Origin of the sequence: Micromonospora sp. NPDC050495, from assembly GCF_040655175.1 — a bacterium.
Lineage (GTDB): Bacteria > Actinomycetota > Actinomycetes > Mycobacteriales > Micromonosporaceae > Micromonospora.
Genome location: NZ_JBFAJK010000008.1, coordinates 154,179 through 172,348, shown reverse-complemented (window position 1 = coordinate 172,348; position 18,170 = coordinate 154,179). Strand labels below are relative to the sequence as shown.

At 74.2% G+C, this 18,170-nt stretch carries 14 protein-coding genes; 5 read left to right on the top strand and 9 right to left on the bottom strand.

Annotation, left to right across the window (positions count from 1 at the left end):
* Positions 1 to 31: 31 nt before the first annotated feature.
* A complete protein-coding gene (locus AB0I11_RS12060) occupies positions 32 to 1,129 on the bottom strand; it encodes a branched-chain amino acid aminotransferase (RefSeq protein WP_357317629.1) in 1,098 nt (365 codons plus the stop codon).
* Positions 1,130 to 1,331: 202 nt separating this feature from the next.
* Positions 1,332 to 2,363: a 3-isopropylmalate dehydrogenase gene (locus tag AB0I11_RS12055; protein ID WP_357317624.1), complete on the bottom strand. Its 1,032-nt coding sequence runs from the start codon at positions 2,361 to 2,363 to the stop codon at positions 1,332 to 1,334.
* Between the two features lie 222 nt (positions 2,364 to 2,585).
* On the opposite strand from AB0I11_RS12055, the gene AB0I11_RS12050 reads away from it, so the two are divergent.
* On the top strand, positions 2,586 to 3,458 hold the full coding sequence (locus AB0I11_RS12050; RefSeq protein WP_357317621.1) for an FAD:protein FMN transferase: 873 nt from the start codon (positions 2,586 to 2,588) through the stop codon (positions 3,456 to 3,458).
* 370 nt (positions 3,459 to 3,828) lie between these two features.
* Complete coding sequence (locus AB0I11_RS12045) at positions 3,829 to 4,185, top strand: hypothetical protein (protein ID WP_357317618.1); 357 nt, start codon at positions 3,829 to 3,831, stop codon at positions 4,183 to 4,185.
* A 166-nt stretch (positions 4,186 to 4,351) separates the two neighbouring features.
* Here the strand turns inward: AB0I11_RS12045 and serA are convergent, their stop codons facing one another.
* The 5 genes from serA to AB0I11_RS12020 all read right to left on the bottom strand — a co-directional run bounded on the left by serA (position 4,352) and on the right by AB0I11_RS12020 (position 12,754).
* Positions 4,352 to 5,950, bottom strand: coding sequence for a phosphoglycerate dehydrogenase (serA, locus tag AB0I11_RS12040; protein WP_357317615.1), 1,599 nt, complete (start codon positions 5,948 to 5,950; stop codon positions 4,352 to 4,354).
* A 633-nt stretch (positions 5,951 to 6,583) separates the two neighbouring features.
* A complete protein-coding gene (gene ilvC, locus AB0I11_RS12035) occupies positions 6,584 to 7,597 on the bottom strand; it encodes a ketol-acid reductoisomerase (RefSeq protein WP_357317611.1) in 1,014 nt (337 codons plus the stop codon).
* A gap of 58 nt (positions 7,598 to 7,655) precedes the next feature.
* A complete protein-coding gene (ilvN, locus tag AB0I11_RS12030) occupies positions 7,656 to 8,171 on the bottom strand; it encodes an acetolactate synthase small subunit (protein ID WP_357317608.1) in 516 nt (171 codons plus the stop codon).
* Complete coding sequence (locus tag AB0I11_RS12025; protein ID WP_357317604.1) at positions 8,171 to 10,093, bottom strand: acetolactate synthase large subunit; 1,923 nt, start codon at positions 10,091 to 10,093, stop codon at positions 8,171 to 8,173. Before AB0I11_RS12025 ends, ilvN begins: the two co-directional genes overlap by 1 nt.
* A 180-nt stretch (positions 10,094 to 10,273) precedes the next feature.
* Positions 10,274 to 12,754 carry a bifunctional diguanylate cyclase/phosphodiesterase gene (locus AB0I11_RS12020; RefSeq protein WP_357317601.1) on the bottom strand — a complete coding sequence of 827 codons (2,481 nt, stop codon included), beginning with the start codon at positions 12,752 to 12,754 and terminating at the stop codon, positions 10,274 to 10,276.
* Positions 12,755 to 12,827: 73 nt separating this feature from the next.
* Here AB0I11_RS12020 and ilvD point away from each other — a divergent pair, with 73 nt between their 5' ends.
* From ilvD to AB0I11_RS12005, 3 genes are all read left to right on the top strand, one after another.
* Entirely contained in the window at positions 12,828 to 14,675 is a 1,848-nt protein-coding gene (gene ilvD / locus AB0I11_RS12015) for a dihydroxy-acid dehydratase (RefSeq protein ID WP_357317598.1), read from the top strand.
* Between the two features lie 94 nt (positions 14,676 to 14,769).
* Positions 14,770 to 15,480, top strand: coding sequence for a hypothetical protein (locus tag AB0I11_RS12010; RefSeq protein WP_357317591.1), 711 nt, complete (start codon positions 14,770 to 14,772; stop codon positions 15,478 to 15,480).
* Positions 15,481 to 15,668: 188 nt separating this feature from the next.
* Complete coding sequence (locus AB0I11_RS12005) at positions 15,669 to 15,956, top strand: hypothetical protein (protein WP_357317587.1); 288 nt, start codon at positions 15,669 to 15,671, stop codon at positions 15,954 to 15,956.
* 95 nt (positions 15,957 to 16,051) lie between these two features.
* Here AB0I11_RS12005 and AB0I11_RS12000 read toward each other — a convergent pair whose 3' ends face one another.
* Both AB0I11_RS12000 and AB0I11_RS11995 read right to left on the bottom strand, forming a co-directional pair.
* Positions 16,052 to 17,722, bottom strand: a complete 1,671-nt coding sequence (locus AB0I11_RS12000) for a SulP family inorganic anion transporter (protein ID WP_357317795.1) — start codon at positions 17,720 to 17,722, stop codon at positions 16,052 to 16,054.
* A gap of 107 nt (positions 17,723 to 17,829) precedes the next feature.
* Positions 17,830 to 18,168 (bottom strand): metalloregulator ArsR/SmtB family transcription factor, encoded by a 339-nt coding sequence (locus tag AB0I11_RS11995; protein WP_357317580.1) that lies wholly within the window; start codon positions 18,166 to 18,168, stop codon positions 17,830 to 17,832.
* Between the last annotated feature and the right edge of the window lie 2 nt (positions 18,169 to 18,170).

Here is an 18,170-nt window from a genome sequence, read left to right as displayed (position 1 = left end):
CCCGGTGCCGGCCGTCGACGGGAAGCGGGACTCAGAGCACCTGCCGCACCCAGCCGTGCCGGTCCTCGGCACGGCCGCGCTGGATGTCCACCAGCTGCTGCCGCAGGGCCATGGTGGACCGACCCGGCTCGCCGCCACCGATCAGGAACTCGCCGTCCGGGAAGCGCACGCCGCCGATCGGCGTGATCACCGCGGCGGTGCCGCAGGCGAAGACCTCGCGGAGCCGGCCGCTGGCGGCGTCGGCCTGCCAGTCGGCGAAGCTCACCGGCCGCTCCTCCACCCGGTGCCCCGCCTCGGCGGCCAGGGTGAGGATCGCGTCGCGGGTGATGCCGGGCAGGATGGTCCCGGTCAGCGGCGGGGTGACCAGGGTGTTGTCGTCGTAGACGAAGAAGACGTTCATGCCGCCCAACTCGTCGACGAAGCGCCGCTCGACGGCGTCCAGGAAGACCACCTGGTCGCAGCCGGCCTCGATCGCCTCGGCCTGCGCGGCCAGCGAGGCCGCGTAGTTGCCGCCGCACTTGGCCGCGCCCGTGCCGCCGGGTGCCGCCCGCGTGTAGTCCGGGGAGACCCAGACCGTCACCGGCTTCACGCCACCGGCGAAGTACGCGCCGGCCGGCGAGGCGATCACGCAGTAGAGGTACTCGTTGGCCGGGCGGACACCGAGGAAGACCTCGCTGGCGAACATGAACGGCCGCAGGTAGAGGCTGGCGTCCTCGTGCGCCGGGATCCAGTCCTGGTCGATCTCCACGAGCCGGCGCAGCGACTCGACGAACGTCGCCGGGGGCAGCTCCGGCATGGCCAGGCGGTGCGCCGAGGCGACGAAGCGGGCCGCGTTGGCCTCCGGACGGAACATGGTCACCGATCCGTCCCCGGTCCGGTACGCCTTCAGCCCCTCGAATATCTCCTGCGCGTAGTGCAGGACGGCGGCGGCCGGGTCCATCGGGATCGGAGCGCGGGCCTCCACCCGGGCGTCGTACCAGCCCTTGCCCTCGGCGTAGCGGATGGTCACCATGTGATCGGTGAACACCCGGCCGAAACCCGGGTTCGCCAGCAGGGCGGCCCGGTCGGCGGCGGATACCGGCGCGGGATTCGGACGGATCTCGAAATCGAGCATGTCACCACCGCTCATCGCGCTGACCTCCCTGCGGGTCCACGGCATGCGGGATCGCACGCCGACGTCACTGGTGCCAGAAACTTACCCCGAACGGTCGTTCAGCGGATAGCACCGGCCCGACACATCGAAGGAGCCGGGTGGCTGGGGCTGCGACGACCGGGCGGGTTCAGCCCGGCACGGGTCTGGCGGCCCGGAACCGGGCCGAGTGACGGCCCGGTCAGGCTACGGCGTACCCGGCGAGGCGGTCGCCGACCTCCTCGGTGCGCAGCGACGTGCCCGGCGTACGACCGGCCAGCTCGGTGGCGACCGCGGCGGTGACCCGCCCGGCGGCGTCGGCGTGGCCGAGCTGGTCGAGCAGCAGCGCGGCGGAGAGCACCGCGGCGACCGGATCGGCGACGCCCCGGCCCGCGATGTCCGGCGCGGAGCCGTGCACCGGCTCGAACATCGACGGGTAGCGCCCCTCGGGGTTGATGCAGCCGCTGGCGGCCAGCCCGATGCCCCCGGTCACCGCGGCCGCGATGTCGGTGAGGATGTCACCGAACAGGTTGTCGGTGACCACGACGTCGTACCGCTGCGGGTTGGTCACCAGGAACATGGCGGCGGCGTCGACGTGCTGGTATTCCGTCGTCACGTCGGGATGCTCGGCCGCCACGGCCTCGAACGCCCGGGCCCAGAGCGAGCCGGCGTGGGTCAGCACGTTGGTCTTGTGCACCAGGGTGACCTTGCGCCGCTCGCGGCGGCGGGCCCGGGCGAAGGCGTCCCGGATCACCCGCTCCACGCCGTGCCGGGTGTTCAGGCTCTCCTCGGTGGCCACCTCGGCCGGGGTGTCCCGGTGCAGCGAACCGCCGGCGCCCGCGTACAGGCCCTCGGTGCCCTCGCGGACCACGACCAGGTCGACCTCGCCCGGCTTCACGGCGGCCAGCGGGCCGGCGACCCCCGGCCAGAGCCGGGACGGGCGGAGGTTGACGTACTGGTCGAAGGCGAACCGGAGCTTGAGCAGCAGACCACGCTCCAGCACCCCCGGCGGCACGGTCGGGTCGCCGACCGCGCCGAGCAGGATGGCGTCGTGCCCGGCCAGCTCCTCGAGGACCGAGTCGGGCAGCACCTCACCGGTGCGGTGGTAGCGGGCCGCGCCGAGGTCGTACTCGGTGGCCGCCACCCCGGGGAGCACCGCGTCGATGACCTTGCGGGCCTGCCCGACCACCTCGGGCCCGATGCCGTCCCCGGCCACCACCGCGATCCGTGCCACCTGGCGCTCCCTCACCTCGTCGTTCTGCGCAACGGTACGTCGCCGTCCCGGCTCCCGGTACGCGCCTTCCAACATTCGGGAAGTCGCGATACACAGCATGCTCCCAGGCGCCATTCATGCGGCGATCATCTCCGCACCCTAGGGTCAGGACAGCGGGTCGACCACCGGCCCGGGACCGGCTTCGCCGCGGCGCTGCGGCGCCGCCAGCGAGGGAGCGGAGCGATGCGGATCGACGCGCGGCGGGCCCGCTGGGCCGACGAGCAGCCCCGAACCCGGTGGGTCGACCAGTCGGCCTTCCACAGCCGCCGCCCCGACCTGCGCCTCGGCACCCGAACCCACCGGCTCGACCGGGCCGGCTCCGGCGCCGCCGACCGGATCAGCGTCCAGCACACCGTGCGGACCTCCACCGCCGAGTACACCCTGCTGCTCAACGCCCCCGACTGGCTCGGCCGCCGGGTCGTCGGGGCGGCACTGCGCGACGCGGTCGCCGAACTGCGGGCCATCGACCTGACGTACGGGCCGAACCGCCCCGACAGCCTGGTCTCGATGCTGCGCCGGGGCGAGATCAGCCCCGAGTCGTACCCCCCGCTGGCCGACCTGGTGGACCGCTGCGCCGCCATGCGGGCGGCGACCGACGGGTGGTTCGACGCCTGGGCGGTGCCCGGCGGTTTCGACCCGGGCGGCCTGCTCGGCGGCTGGGCCGTGGAGCGGGCGGCGGACCGGCTGCGCGCCGCCGGAGTGCACGACTACGCCGTGCTCAGCGGCGCCGACCTGACCGTACGCGGGCACGCCGCGCACGGCGGACCGTGGCGGGTCGCCGTGCACCACCCGACGGACTCGCAGCGCACCCCGCTGGTGCTGGAGATGACGGCCGGCGCGGTGGGCACCTCCGGAGTGAGCGGGCGCCGGGGACATGTGGTGGACCCGCACACCGGCGAACCGGCCGACCAACTCGTCGCCGCCACCGTGGTGGGACCGGACCTCGCGGTGGCCGACGCCTACGCCACCGCCCTGTTCGCGGCCGGGCCGGCAGGGCTGGCCTGGTTCCGCAACGGCTCGGACTACCGGGCGCTCTTCGCGCACCGCCGGCGCTGACCGTCGCCTCTGGACACTCCCCCTGCGTCGCGGGCGTCGTCCGCCATATCGGCAACGGCTGCCGGGACAGCGGCCCGCGATCGGCCCCCACGGTCTCGGCAACGACCGTGGGGGCCGGTCAGCGACGAGTGCGCGTGGCTCGCGCAATCGAGGGGTGCGGGCCGGTGGGCCGGGACTGCGACCGCGTCACCCGAAGACGGGCCGGAGTTTCGACTCAGCCAGTGACCGCACCGGTACGCTAGCGAATCGACGCAACTCGACGCAAGAGTCTCCACAGCGGACCGTCCCCGCACCCGGGCCGGTCAACGCCCGGTCGAACCGGGGCGGGGCAGGGGTGACGGCGGCGGAGCGGGATGGCACGCTGTCCGCCGTGAGTTTCGATCTGAGCGTGTGGGCCCTGCCGTCCGGGGCCACGCCCGACGACGTACGGGCAGCGGTGCGGCGGTGCCGCGAAGGGCGGCACGTCGACCACCACCCCGACCCCAGGGTGGTCGGCTTCTACCGGGCGATCACCGCGGCGTACCCGGACCGGCCGGCCGGCCCCGGCACCCCGTGGGAGGTCGCCCCGCTGCACGCGGCCGCCGACCACGTGGCCATGAGCCTCTTCCCCACCTGCGAGGACCAGGTGCTGCTCGACATCGAGCGGCTGGCCGGCGAGCACGACCTGATGCTCTTCGACGTCCAGGACGGCTCGGTGTACCCGCCGCCGGCCCGCGTCCGCAGCTGAGCAGCGCGGACGACGAGGGGCCCGGCCGTCCGGCCGGGCCCCCGATCCGTGCTGCCCGCGACCACTCGTCACGCAGGTCGCCGCCGCGGCCCACGACCACACGCCGCGCAGGTCGGCGGCGCTGCCCGCGACCACTCGTCGCGCAGGTCGGCGGCGCCGGCCGCGACTACTCGTCGCGCAGGTCGGCGGCGCTGGCCGCGACGGCGCCGATCGAGTCGGCGGCCGAGCTGAGCAGGTCCGCGCCGAGCGCCTGGTCGACGGTGAGGGTCATCAGCGTCTCGCCACCGGCCTCCCGGCGGGCGACCTGCATGGCGGCGATGTTCACGCCGGCCGCGCCGAGCAGGGTGCCGACCGTGCCGACCACGCCCGGCCGGTCCGCGTAACGCAGGAAGACCAGGATGCCCTCAGCGCCGATCTCCACGTCGAAGCCGTCCACCTCGGTCAGCTTGATGACGTCCCGGCTGCCGGTGTGCGCCACCGTGCCGGAGACGCTGACCGTCCGGCCGTCCGGCAGCGCGCCGCGTACGGTCACCAGGTTGGGGTGGTCGACGGTCTCGGCCTGGGTGGCCAGCGTGACCTCGACGCCACGCTCGGCGGCCAGGTGCGGGGCGTTGACGTAGGTGACCTGCTCCTCCACCACCGAGCTGAACAGCCCCTTGGTGGCCGCGAGCTTGAGCACCGAGACGTCGTGGGCGACGACCTCGCCGCGTACCTCGACGTTGACGCTGGCGGCGATCCCGCCGGCCACCGCGGTGAAGGCCCGGCCGAGCTTCTCGGCCAGCGGCAGCAACGGCCGCACGTCCTCGGCGACCACGCCACCGGCCTGCACGTTCACCGCGTCCGGGACGAACTCGCCCTGCAACGCCAGCTTGACGCTCTTCGCCACGGCCAGGCCCGCCTTGTCCTGCGCCTCGTGGGTGGAGGCGCCCAGGTGCGGGGTGGCCACCACGTTGTCGAAGGCGAACAGCGGTGAGGAGGTGCAGGGCTCCTTGGCGTACACGTCGACGCCGGCACCGGCGACCCGGCCCTCGGCGATCGCGTCCGCGAGGGCCTGCTCGTCGACCAGGCCACCCCGGGCGGCGTTGACGATCCGGACGCCGGGCTTGACGATCGCCAGCTCCTTCTCGCCGATCAGGCCCACCGTCTCCGGCGTCTTCGGCAGGTGGATCGAGATGAAGTCGCTCTCCCGCAGCAGCTCCTCCAGCCCCACCAGGCGGACGCCGAGCTGGGCGGCCCGAGCCGGCTGGATGTAGGGGTCGTACGCGATCAGCCGGGTGCCGAACGCCGCGATCCGCTGGGCGAAGAGCACGCCGATGCGACCGAGACCGACCACGCCCACCGTCTTGCCCTGCAACTCCACGCCGGTGTACTTGGACCGCTTCCACTCCCCCGCCTTGAGCGCGGCGCTGGCGCTGGCGGTGTTGCGGGCCACGGCCAGCAGCAGCGCGACCGCCTGCTCGGCCGCCGAGACGATGTTCGAGGTGGGCGCGTTGACGACCATGACACCGCGCGCCGTGGCGGCCGGCACCTCGACGTTGTCCAGGCCCACACCGGCCCGGGCGACCACCTTGAGCCGCGGCGCGGCGGCGATGGCCTCGGCGTCGATCTGGGTGGCGCTGCGTACGATCACCGCGTCGGCCTCGGAGAGCGCGGAGAGCAGGGCCGGGCGGTCGGTGCCGTCGACGTGCCGCACGTCGAAGTCGTGCGCGAGCACCTCGATGGCGGCAGGAGCGAGTTCTTCGGCGATCAGTACGACAGGATTCATCGGTCCTCGTAGACGCTCGGTTTCGGTCGGCCTGGGGCGGCGGGACGCCGCGCTGCGCCCTGCGCCGATCTGTGCCATGGCCGTCAGGTGCCGGCTGACGCACCTAGTAGGGATCGTAGGGGGCGGCTCGCCGGCCGTGTCCCGTACCTCGGGGTGAGCGCCCTCACACAGCCCCTTCGCACGCTCGACATCCGCCGTTCACGCACGCCAGCCCGCCCGAGGCGTCCATCACCCCCTCCCACCAGGCGGACCCACCCCCGCCCCGCCGACGGCGGACGCACCCAGGACAGGCCGCCGCGCACGCCGGCCCAGCCCACCCCGGGCCGACCCACAGCGGGCCGACCCACGCCGGGCCAGCCCACGCCGGGGCGGCCCACGCCGGGGCGGCCCACAGCGGGCCGACCCACGGAATGCGGAATATCGGTGCCTCCTTCGCTAGGGAAGGCCCGACCTGCCGCAATCGGGTGCCGGCGCGCAATGCGGGCAGGGCACCGAACCGGGGCCCGGCACGTCGGGGTCGGTGGGGGCGGGGCCACCGGGGACGGGGCGGGTGCGGAATGACCGCGGCCCGCGATCTGACGCCGGGGAGAGCGTCGGGTCGCGGGCCGCGGGGCCCCCGTGCGGGGAAGGCTGTCAGGCGGTCTCGGTGATGGGCCGGTCGACCCAGCTCATCATGGCCCGCAGCTTCTGCCCGGTCTCCTCGATCGGGTGCGCGGCGCCCTCGGCCCGCCACTTGGCGAAGTTCGGCCGGCCGGCCTCGTCCTCGGCGACCCACTCGCGGGCGAACTCGCCGGACTGGATCTCACCGAGGATCTTGCGCATCTCCTCCTTGACCCGGGCGTCGATGACGCGGGGGCCGCGGGAGAGGTCGCCGTACTCGGCGGTGTCGGAGATGCTGTAGCGCATCCGGGCGATGCCGCCCTCGTACATGAGGTCGACGATGAGCTTCAGCTCGTGCAGGCACTCGAAGTAGGCCACCTCGGGGGCGTATCCGGCCTCGGTGAGCACCTCGAAGCCGGTCTGCACCAGCGCGGCCGCGCCGCCGCAGAGCACCGCCTGCTCGCCGAAGAGGTCGGTCTCGGTCTCCTCGGTGAAGGTGGTCCGGATCGCCCCGGCCCGGGTGCCGCCGATCGCCTTGGCGTACGCCAGGGCCAGGCCGAACGCGTTGCCGCTGGCGTCCTGCTCGACGGCGACCAGGCAGGGCACACCCTTGCCGTCGACGTACTGGCGGCGGACCAGGTGACCGGGGCCCTTCGGGGCGACCATCGCCACGTCCACCTCGGCCGGGGGCTTGATCAGCCCGTACCGGATGTTGAAGCCGTGGCCGAAGAAGATCGCCTTGCCGGGGGCGAGGTTGGGAGCGATCGCCTCGGCGTAGAGGCCCCGCTGGGCGGTGTCCGGCGCCAGGATCATGATCACGTCGGCCTCGGCGGCCGCCTCGGCCGGCGTCAGCACCCGCAGGCCCTGCTCCTCGGCCTTCGGCCGGCTCTTCGAGCCGGCGGGCAGGCCGATCACCACGTCGACGCCGGAGTCGCGCAGCGACAACGCGTGGGCGTGGCCCTGGCTGCCGTAGCCGATCACGGCGACCTTGCGGCCCTGGATCAGGCCCAGGTCGGCGTCGTCGTCGTAGAACACCTCAACGCTCATTGACTTCCCTTTCCTACGGCGGTGCCCGTCGGCCCGTCGAAAATCTGGTGGGTGCGAATCAGGCGGCGCGCAGCGCCGGGCCGGCGGTGATCGAGCGGGAACCGCGTCCGATCGCCACCGTGCCGGACTGGACCATCTCCTTGATGCCGAACGGCTCCAGGTCACGCAGCAGCGCGTCGAGCTTGTCGGGGGTGCCGGTGGCCTCGATGGTCAGCGTGTCCGGCGCGACGTCGACCACCCGGGCGCGGAACAGGGCGACCGTCTCGAGCACCTGGCCCCGGGCGCTGCGGTCCGCCCGGACCTTGACCAGCAGCAGCTCCCGGGCCACCGAGACCTGCGGGTCCAGCTCCACGATCTTGAGTACGTTGACCAGCTTGTTGAGCTGCTTGGTGACCTGCTCCAAGGGGGACGACTCGGCGTTGACCACGATGGTGATCCGGGAGACGTCCGGGTTCTCGGTCTCGCCCACGGCGAGGCTGTCGATGTTGAACCCGCGCCGGGAGAACAGCCCGGAGACCCGGGCCAGGACACCCGGCTTGTTCTCCACCAGCACGGACAGCGTGTGCATCGTCATTAGAGTTCGTCCTCGTCGAACGCGGGGCGGACGCCCCGGGCGAACATGATCTCGTCGTTGCTGGTGCCGGCGGCCACCATCGGCCAGACCATCGCGTCCTTGCCGACCACGAAGTCGATGACCACGGGCGCGTCGTTGATCGCCATGGCCGCCTCGATGGTCTTGTCGACGTCGGCGGCGTTCTCGCAGCGCAGCCCGACGCAGCCGAGCGCCTCGGCGAGCTTCACGAAGTCCGGGATGCGGTGCTTGTGGGTGCCCAGCTCGGTGTTGGAGTAGCGCTCCCCGTAGAACAGGGTCTGCCACTGCCGGACCATCCCCAGGTTGCCGTTGTTGATCACGGCGACCTTGATCGGGATGCCTTCCAGGGCGCAGGTGGCCAGCTCCTGGTTGGTCATCTGGAAGCAGCCGTCGCCGTCCACCGCCCAGACCGTGGTCTCCGGCTTGCCGACCTTGGCGCCCATCGCCGCCGGGACGGCGTAGCCCATGGTGCCGAGGCCACCGGAGTTCAACCAGGTGTAGGGCTTCTCGTACGAGATGAACTGGCTGGCCCACATCTGGTGCTGGCCGACGCCCGCCACGTAGATGGTGTCCGGGCCGGCGATCTCGCCCAGCCGCTTGATCACGTACTGCGGGGAGAGGGTGCCGTCGGCCGGCTCCTCGTACCCGAGCGGGTACCGCTGGCGCAGGTCGTCGAGCTGGTGCCACCAGTCGCCGAGGTCGGTGGCCGGCCGGGCCGAGCGCTCGGCCGTGACGGCGGCGATCAGCTCGTCGATCACGTGCCGGGCGTCGCCAACGATCGGCACGTCGGCGTGCCGGTTCTTCCCGATCTCGGCGGGATCGATGTCGGCGTGCACGACCGCGGCGTCCGGGGCGAACGAGTCGAGCCGGCCGGTGACCCGGTCGTCGAAGCGGGCGCCCAGCGCCACGATCAGGTCGGCCTTCTGCAGGCCGTAGACGGCGGCGACGGTGCCGTGCATGCCGGGCATGCCCAGGTGCTGGCGGTGCGAGTCGGGGAACGCGCCGAGCGCCATCAGGGTGGTCACCACCGGGATGCCGGTCAGCTCGGCGAGCTTGCGCAGCCCGTCGGTGGCGCCGGCCTTGAGCACGCCACCGCCGACGTAGAGCACCGGGCGGCGGGCCGTGCTCATCAGCCGGGCCGCCTCCCGGATCTGCTTGCCGTGCGGGTGCAGGGTCGGCCGGTAGCCGGGCAGGTCCAGGGTGGGCGGCCAGGAGAAGGTGGTCGGCGCCTGGAGCACGTCCTTGGGGATGTCCACCAGGACCGGGCCGGGCCGGCCGGTGGCCGCCAGGTGGAACGCCTCGGCGAGCACCTGCGGGATCTCCTCGGCGGTCTGCACCAGGAAGTTGTGCTTGGTGATCGGCAGGGTGATGCCCTGGATGTCCGCCTCCTGGAAGGCGTCCGTGCCGATCGACGGGCGGGCCACCTGGCCGGTGATCGCGACCAGCGGCACCGAGTCCATGTACGCGTCGGCGATCGGGGTGACCAGGTTGGTCGCGCCCGGCCCGGAGGTGGCCATGCAGACGCCGACCTTGCCGGTCGCCTGGGCGTAGCCGGTGGCGGCGTGCCCGGCGCCCTGCTCGTGGCGGACCAGGATGTGCCGGACGGTGGAGTCGTAGAGCGGGTCGTACGCCGGCAGGATCGCCCCGCCGGGAATGCCGAAGACGACGTCGACACCGAGGGCCTCGAGCGAGCGGACCAGCGAGCCGGCGCCGGAGACCTGTGCCGGCGTGGACTGCCGTTCGGTCGCGGTGCGGGCGTCCGTGCCCCGGGGCGGTACGGCCGGGGCGGCCGGCGTGGCGCCGGGGCGGGGGGCGGGGGCGTGCTCGGGGTCACCGGCCGGCTCGGTGGCCGGGCGGGCTCGCCGGACGGAGTGGGCGAGGGTCTCTGGCGTGGGTCTCGTCATGGCGGTTCAGGCCTTCGGCTGGAGTGGGTGATGCGCTTCTCAGGAGGGACGCGGGCGTCCCGGCGATGGTCTGACGGCAACAAAAAAGCCCTCGTGCAGGATGCACGGGGCCAGCGCACTCTCGGTCAGGGAGAGTGCGCTCAGGTAAGTACTCGCAGCGACCGGATCGACGACATGTGGCTAAGCCTGACGCATCTCACGCGATGAGTCAACTGATCCCACATTTTGGTTCACGGACGTGGGCGTGTCGGCTCCCGGCACGCTCTCGCCACCCCTCGTCACCTGGGCTGATCCCTCGATCGGGGGACGCGGCGCGGGGGGATTCGACCGGAGCCGGGGCAGCAGCGGAGACGGCCCGGGGCGGACCGGCGGGGGCGGCGGGACCGGCGGCAGCGTGGCGGGCCGGGCGCCGGGCGAGGTGGCCGCCTCCAGCATCGCCTCCAGGTGCTCGGCCGGCACGCCCCACCCGAAGAGGGCGCCCTGCCCGAACCGGCAGCCGGCGGCGACCACCGCGGCCAGTTCGGTGGGGTTGGTGACGCCCTCGGCGATCACCTCCAGCCCGAAGTGGTGCCCGAGCCGCATCACGATGTCCACCATCGGGGCGAACGCCGGGCCGTCCCGGCCGACCGGCCGGACCGGCTCGTGCTCGGCCACCAGACCGTGGTCGATCTTGAGAATGTCGATCGGCAGCCGGCGCAGCTGCCCGAGCGAGGAGTAGCCGGCGCCGAAGTCGTCCAGCGCGATCCGTACCCCGGTCAGCCGCAGCGCGCTGAGCCGCCGGATCAGCTCGTCCAGGTCGGTGGCGACGGCGTGCTCGGTGACCTCCAGCACCAGCCGCTGCGGCGGCACGTGGTGCGCGCGCAGCGCGTCGGCGACCTGGACGACGTACTCGGGCGCGTGCAGCTCGCGCGGGGAGACGTTCACCGACACCCAGACGTCGTGGCCGTCGGCGAGCCAGCGGGAGAGCTGGTAGCAGGCCTGGTGCAGCACCCAGGCGCCCAGCTTGGAGATCATCCCGCACTCCTCGGCGAGCGGGATGAACTCGTCCGGGCGGACGTTGCCCAGCTCCGGGTGGTGCCAGCGGAGCAGCGCCTCCGCGCCCACCGGGCGCACCGACGGCAGCGAGGCCACCGGCTGGAAGGCCAGCCGCAGCTCGTCGCGTTCGATCGCGCCGCGCAGCTCGTGCTCGAGCCTGGTGCGCCGGCGCAGCAGCTGGTCGTACGTGGCGTCGTAGCGCTCGATCCGGTTCTTGCCGCGCTGCTTGGCGTAGCGCAGTGCCAGGTCGGCGTTGCGCAGCAGCAGCTCGACCTCGGTCTCCCCGCAGGTGCCGGCCACCCCGATGCTGACCGACAGGAAGATCGGCCCGTCGCCCTCGTGGTACGGGCGGCCGAGCACCCCGAGCAGCCGTTCGGCGACCGGGCCGGGGTCGTCGACACCGTGCATGAGCACCGCGAACTCGTCCCCGCCGAGCCGGGCGGCCAGGTCACCGGGGCGCAGGTTGCCGCGCAGCCGCCGGCCCACCTCGGCCAGCACCGCGTCGCCGACGTCGTGCCCGCGCATGTCGTTGACGTTCTTGAAGCCGTCCAGGTCCAGCCCGACCAGCACGCAGGGCACGCCCGCCTCGGCGCAGCGGTGCAGCGCCCGCAGCAGCCCGCGCCGGTTGGCCAGCCCGGTGAGCGGGTCGGTGTGCGCCAGCTCGCGGAAGTGGGCCTCCCGCTCGGCCAGCCGGCCGGCGTAGCCGCGGACGTCGTTGAGGGCGAGGTACTGCCGGGCGACCAGGGCGAAGCCCTCGACGCTGCCGGCGACGATGCCGAAGGCGTCGAACCGGCCGCCCTGGGCCAGGTGGTACATCGCCGAGGCGGCCATCGCGAACATCGGCACGAAGGCGTACTCGCCGTCGCGGCGGATCAGGTCGACGTCGAACTGCCCCGGCAGGTCCACCCGGTGCACCGCCAGCGCGACGGCCAGCAGGCCCCCGGCCAGCACCACGGCGCCGGTCAGCGCCATGCCCGGCCCGCCCTGGCAGAGCCCGGCGCTGACGCCCAGGCCGCCGACGCTCACCCCGGTCACCCCGGTGCCGAGCAGCAGCAGCCGGCCGCCGGGCGGGGCGGCCCGCAGCACCATGATCAGGGTCAGCCCGGCGGTGATCGCCGCGCTCACCGTGGCCAGCACGATCGGCCGGCAGGCCATCGGGGTGGCCGCGCCGAGCAGCCGGGTCGGCGCGCTGAACAGCACCCAGCCGACGAACCAGAGCGCGCTGCCCATGATCACGCCGTCGAGCAGCAGCCGGGCGGTGGCCGCCCGGGTGGCCGCCGCGCCGGGCAGGCGCAGCAGGGCGGCGCCCAGGGCCAGCGCGCTGACCGCGCTGCCGATCGAGACCATGGTCGCCCAGTGCGTGCGGTGCCCCTGCTCGTGCGCCCAGTGCGGCACGGCGAGCAGGACGACGGTGACCCCGACGAGCAGGCTGAGCAGCGCCGTCCCGGCGGCCACGGCGAGCAGCAGGTGGGCCTGCCGGTGCGGCCCCACCCGGCGGTGGGCCGACCCGGCCAGCAGCGCGACGGCGCCGGCGGCGGCCAGCCCGCTCAGCGCCGCGACGGCGACCAGACCCGGGGAGGGATGCACGACCTCAACTGTGCCGGATGGGCGCACCCCGTGGGGCATCGGGTGCGCAACTGTTGGGACACGGACCCCGCGCCGCTGGGTGGGCACGCCGGGCGGTGCAAGACTGGTAGCCATGCCTGAGCTGCGGTCGAGGACCTCCACCCACGGTCGGACGATGGCCGGCGCCCGGGCCCTGTGGCGGGCCACCGGGATGACCGACGACGACTTCGGCAAGCCGATCGTCGCCATCGCCAACAGTTTCACCCAGTTCGTCCCCGGCCACGCACACCTCAAGGACCTTGGCGGCCTGGTCGCCGACGCGGTCGCGGAGGCCGGCGGGGTGGGCCGGGAGTTCAACACCATCGCGGTCGACGACGGCATCGCGATGGGCCACGGCGGCATGCTCTACTCGCTGCCCAGCCGGGAGTTGATCGCCGACGCGGTGGAGTACATGGTCAACGCGCACTGCGCGGACGCCCTGGTCTGCATCTCCAACTGCGACAAGATCACCCCGGGCATGCTGCTGGCCGCGCTGCGGCTCAACATCCCGACCGTCTTCGTCTCCGGCGGCCCGATGGAGGCCGGCAAGACGGTGGCGATCGAGGGCGTCGTCCACTCCAAGATCGACCTGATCGACGCGATGATCGCCTCGTCGAACGAGGCGGTCACCGAGGACCAGCTCGGCGAGATCGAGCGCTCGGCGTGCCCGACCTGCGGCTCCTGCTCGGGCATGTTCACCGCCAACTCGATGAACTGCCTGACCGAGGCGATCGGCCTGGCGCTGCCCGGCAACGGGTCGACGCTCGCCACCCACGCCGCGCGCCGGTCGCTCTTCGTCGAGGCCGGCCGCACCGTCGTCGAGATCGCCAAGCGCTGGTACGAGAAGGACGACGCCTCGGTGCTGCCCCGCGCGATCGCCGGCCGGGCGGCGTTCGAGAACGCGGTCGCCCTCGACGTGGCCATGGGCGGCTCGACCAACACGGTGCTGCACCTGCTGGCCGCCGCCCGCGAGGCGGAGCTGGACTTCTCGGTGGCGGACATCGACGCGATCTCCCGCCAGGTGCCCTGCCTGGCCAAGGTCGCGCCGAACTCGCCGCAGTACCACATGGAGGACGTGCACCGGGCCGGCGGCATCCCGGCCATCCTCGGCGAGCTGGACCGCGCCGGGCTGCTGCACCGCGACGTGCGCGCGGTGCACTCGCCCAGCCTCGACCGCTGGCTGGCCGACTGGGACGTGCGGGGCGGCTCGGCCACGCCGGCGGCGGTCGAGCTGTTCCACGCCGCCCCGGGCGGGGTACGCACCACCGAGCCGTTCTCCACCGCCAACCGCTGGTCGTCGCTGGACACCGACGCGGCCGGCGGCTGCATCCGGGACCGCGAGCACGCGTACAGCGCGGACGGCGGGCTGGCCATCCTGCACGGCAACCTGGCGCCGGCCGGCTGCGTGGTGAAGACCGCCGGCGTGCCCGAGGAGTGCCTGACGTTCCGCGGCCCGGCCAAGGTCTACGAGTCGCAGGACGACGCGGTGACCGCGATCCTCGCCAAGGAGATCGTCGCCGGGGACGTGGTGGTGATCCGGTACGAGGGCCCGAAGGGCGGCCCCGGCATGCAGGAGATGCTCTACCCGACCTCGTTCCTCAAGGGCCGTGGGCTGGGCCGTTCCTGCGCGCTGCTCACCGACGGCCGGTTCTCCGGCGGCACCTCGGGGCTGTCCATCGGGCACGTCTCCCCGGAGGCGGCCTCCGGCGGGCTGATCGCGCTGGTGCGCGAGGGCGACGAGATCGTCATCGACATCCCGGGCCGGTCGATCGAGCTCAACGTGCCCGCCGACGAGTTGGAGGCGCGCCGGGTGGCCGAGGAGAAGCGGGATCGCCCGTACACCCCGGTCGACCGGCAGCGCCCGGTGTCGGCGGCGCTGCGGGCGTACGCGTCGATGGCCACCTCGGCCAGCGACGGCGCCTACCGGCGCGTGCCGGAGTAAGCGGAACGGAAGGGGCCCCGACGCCGCCGGCGGGCTGGTCAGGGCCCCCTTCCCGCGCCGATTCCCGGTAGGGTCCGCCGTCGTGGAAACGACGGTGAGTTACGCGCGACTGATCCGACCGGTCATCGACCGGGTCTACGTGGGCGCCCGCTGGGCGGCCCGGGCCCGGATGGAGGCGTTCTACGCCGAGCGCGGCTGCGCCCTCGGCGCCGAGAACAGCTTCTTCTCCGGCGTGCTGGCCCGGCCGATACCCGCCGAGGCGCTGGCCGACGGCCTGATCTACACCTCGGGGAGCATGGACGAGGAGTTGGAGCAGGGCATCGTCGTCCGGGACGCCGAGGGCGCGTGGCACCTCACCGACCTGGGCCGCGAGCTGGCGCTGTTCGCGCAGCGGGCCAGCGGGGAGGCCGCCGAGGAACTGTGGGGCAGGCTGCCCGGGATGCTGCCCGGCCTGAGCATCGTGCCTCGCCTCGTCGACCTGGTCGGCCGGGTGCTGACGCACGCGCAGGCCACCGGCGGGCCGGCCTTCCGGGCCATGTCCCCGCCGTACGAGCCGGAGGGCGCCTCCCCGGCGGTGCTGCTGATCACCCGGCTCGGCTCGCTGCGCCACCACCGCGCCGACGCGCACCGGGCGGCGTGGCGGGCCGCCGGGTTGACCGCCGACGAGATCCGGGCGCTGCCGGACGGGCCGGACCGCGCGGCGATCGAGGCGGACACCGACCGCCGCGACGAGCCGGCGTACGCGGCGCTCACCGAGGCCGAGCGATGGGAGCTGCTGGCCGGCCTCGCCGCCCTGCCCAACTAGCCGCTCGGTGGAACGGCATGGCTGTCTCCGGCCCCGGTTGACAGCCATGGCGTTCCACTCACCACGGGCCACGGGCGGGACCCGCTCGACGCGTCCGCGTTGGTGCGGGCCTGCCCGCGCCGGCCGGCGCCAGCCCGCTCGACGCGGTGGCGGCCGGTCTCGAGCGGGCGTCCAGCGCGATGGGTTCGATGAACCGCGACCTCGCACCCCGCCTGAAGGCGGCGATCGCCGCCAGCGAGGAGCTTCAGCAGCGGGACGCCCTGAAAGGCGTCAGCCTGGCGACCGCGATGACCGCCGCCCTGGTCGCCCGGGGCGTGCCCGACCCGATCGCGGCCCTCGCCGGCGAACTGGGCGTGCTGGCGTTCAAGCGCGGCTACGCCGACTGGTCCGAGAGCGAGGACACCGGGGACGAGCTGGCGCCCTACGCCCTGGCCGCCCTGGACGAACTGCGGGCGGCCACGACGTCACTGAGCTGACGCCGCCGGCCCACGCCGGCCGGTGCGGTTCAGGCGCGCGGCCGGTGCCGCTCGGGGCCGACGAAGAGGGGAGCGGGCGCTCGGGGTGGCGGGAGCTAGGCCGCTCTCGCGGCGAGGACGACGCCCCGGGCGTACCGGATGGCGGCCGGGGTGTCCGGGAAGACCAGGCCGTCGCGGCGCAGCTCGGCGGCGACGCCGAGGGTGCTGAGCACCTGGTCGTGGCCGGGGGTGATGCCGGAGAGCAGCACGGTGATCCCCCGGCCGCGCAGCCGGTCGATGGCGTCGCCGAGGACCTGCGCGCCGGTGGCGTCGACGGTGGACACCCGGGACATCCGCAGGATCACCACCCGCACGTCGGCGACCTCGGTCAACTCCAGCAGGAAGGTGTGCGCGGCGGCGAAGAAGAGCGGCCCGTCCAGCCGGTACGCGACGATGTGCTCGGCGAGCAGCGCGTGCTCCTCGGCGCTGTGCTCGCCCTGGTCGAGCGGCACCTGCTCCAGCCGCGCGCTGCGGGCCACCGCGCGCAGGGCCAGCACCACCGCCACGGCGAGCCCGACCGCCACCGCGGTGACCAGGTCCCACATCACCGTGACCGCGAAGGTGAGCACCAGCACCAGCGCGTCGGCCCGGGTGGCGCGCAGCAGCGCCCGGAGGGAGGCTGCCTCCACCATCCGGACGGTGGTGGCGAGCAGCACCCCGGCCAGGGCGGCGAGCGGGATCCGGCCGACCAGCGGCGCGGCGGCGAGCACGATGGCGGCCAGCGCGACGGCGTGGGTGAGCGCGGCGAGCTTCGAGGAGGCCCCGGCGCGCACGTTCACGGCGGTACGGGCGATGGCGGCGGTGGCCGGGATGCCGCCGAAGAGCGGTGCCGCCAGGTTCGCCAGGCCCTGGCCGAAGAGTTCCCGGTCCGGGTCGTGCCGCTGCCCGACGGTCATCCCGTCCGCCACGGTCGCGGAGAGCAGGCTCTCCAGCGCGGCGAGCGCGGCGACCGCGACCGCGCTGGGCAGCAGCGTGCCGAGCGCGCCGAGGTCGAGGAAGGCCAGCGACGGCGCGGGCAGCGCCTGCGGCAGGTGGCCGATCCGGACCAGGTCGACCGGGGCCAGCTCGGCGAGGACCGTGGCGGCGGCCACCCCGAGCAGGGAGAACGGCAGGCCGGGTCGCCACCGGGCGCCGAGCAGCATCAGCGCGGCCACCCCGAGCGCCACGGCGACCGGCACCGGCCGCGGCTGGGCGGCGAACCGGGCGGCCGCGTCGGCGGCCACCGCCCAGACCTTCTCGCCGTGTGCGCCGGTGACGCCGAGCGCCGCCGGCACCTGTTGCAGGGCGATGACCACGGCGATGCCGGCGGTGAAGCCCTCGATCACCGGGGCCGGCAGGTAGCGGACGTACCGGCCGAGGCGGGCCAGGGCGAGGCCGATCAGCAGCAGCCCCGCCAGCGCGCCGACCATCAGCACGCCGCCGGCCCCGAAGCGCTGCACCACCGGTACCAGCACCACGGTCATCGCCCCGGTGGGGCCGGACACCTGCAGGTTGGAGCCGCCGAAGATCGCGGCGACGGCACCGGCGACCACGGCGGTGACCAGGCCGGCCTCGGCGCCGAGGCCGGAGGTGACGCCGAAGGCGAGGGCGAGGGGCAGCGCCACCACGGCGACGGTGAGACCGGCGAGCAGGTCCCGTCGGGGCGAGCGGCGTGCGGCCAGCAGGTCGGCCCGGCCGGGCAGCAGGCCGCCGACGCGCTCCCCGATCAGGCGTCCGGCCTGTCGCAGGCCGGCCCCGGCGCCGCCCCGGCGGCCCGGCCGGGGAACGCCGCCGTCGGGGCCGTGGCTGTCGGCGGCGTCGGCCGGGGTCGCCGGGCCGGCGGGTGCGGTGGTGTTCACCGGTCCGTCCCGGAGGCGCGCAGCTCGTCCAGGAGCGCGTCCCGGTCGGTGAGCACCGCGCCGAGGATCCGCCGGCCGGCGGCGAGCAGGTCGGCCACGTCGGGGGTGCTGAGCGCGTACATGACCAGCGGGCCCTCCCGGTAGGAGGTGACCATGCCGGCCCGGCGCAGCACGGCGAGCTGCTGGGAGAGGTTGGACGGCTCGACGTCGATGGCGGCCAGCAGGTCGCGGACCGGCTTCGGCCCGTCCTGGAGCAGTTCGAGCGCCCGGATCCGGACCGGGTGCCCGAGGGTGCGGAACAGCTCCGCCTTCGCCTGGTACAGCGGTACCGACATGA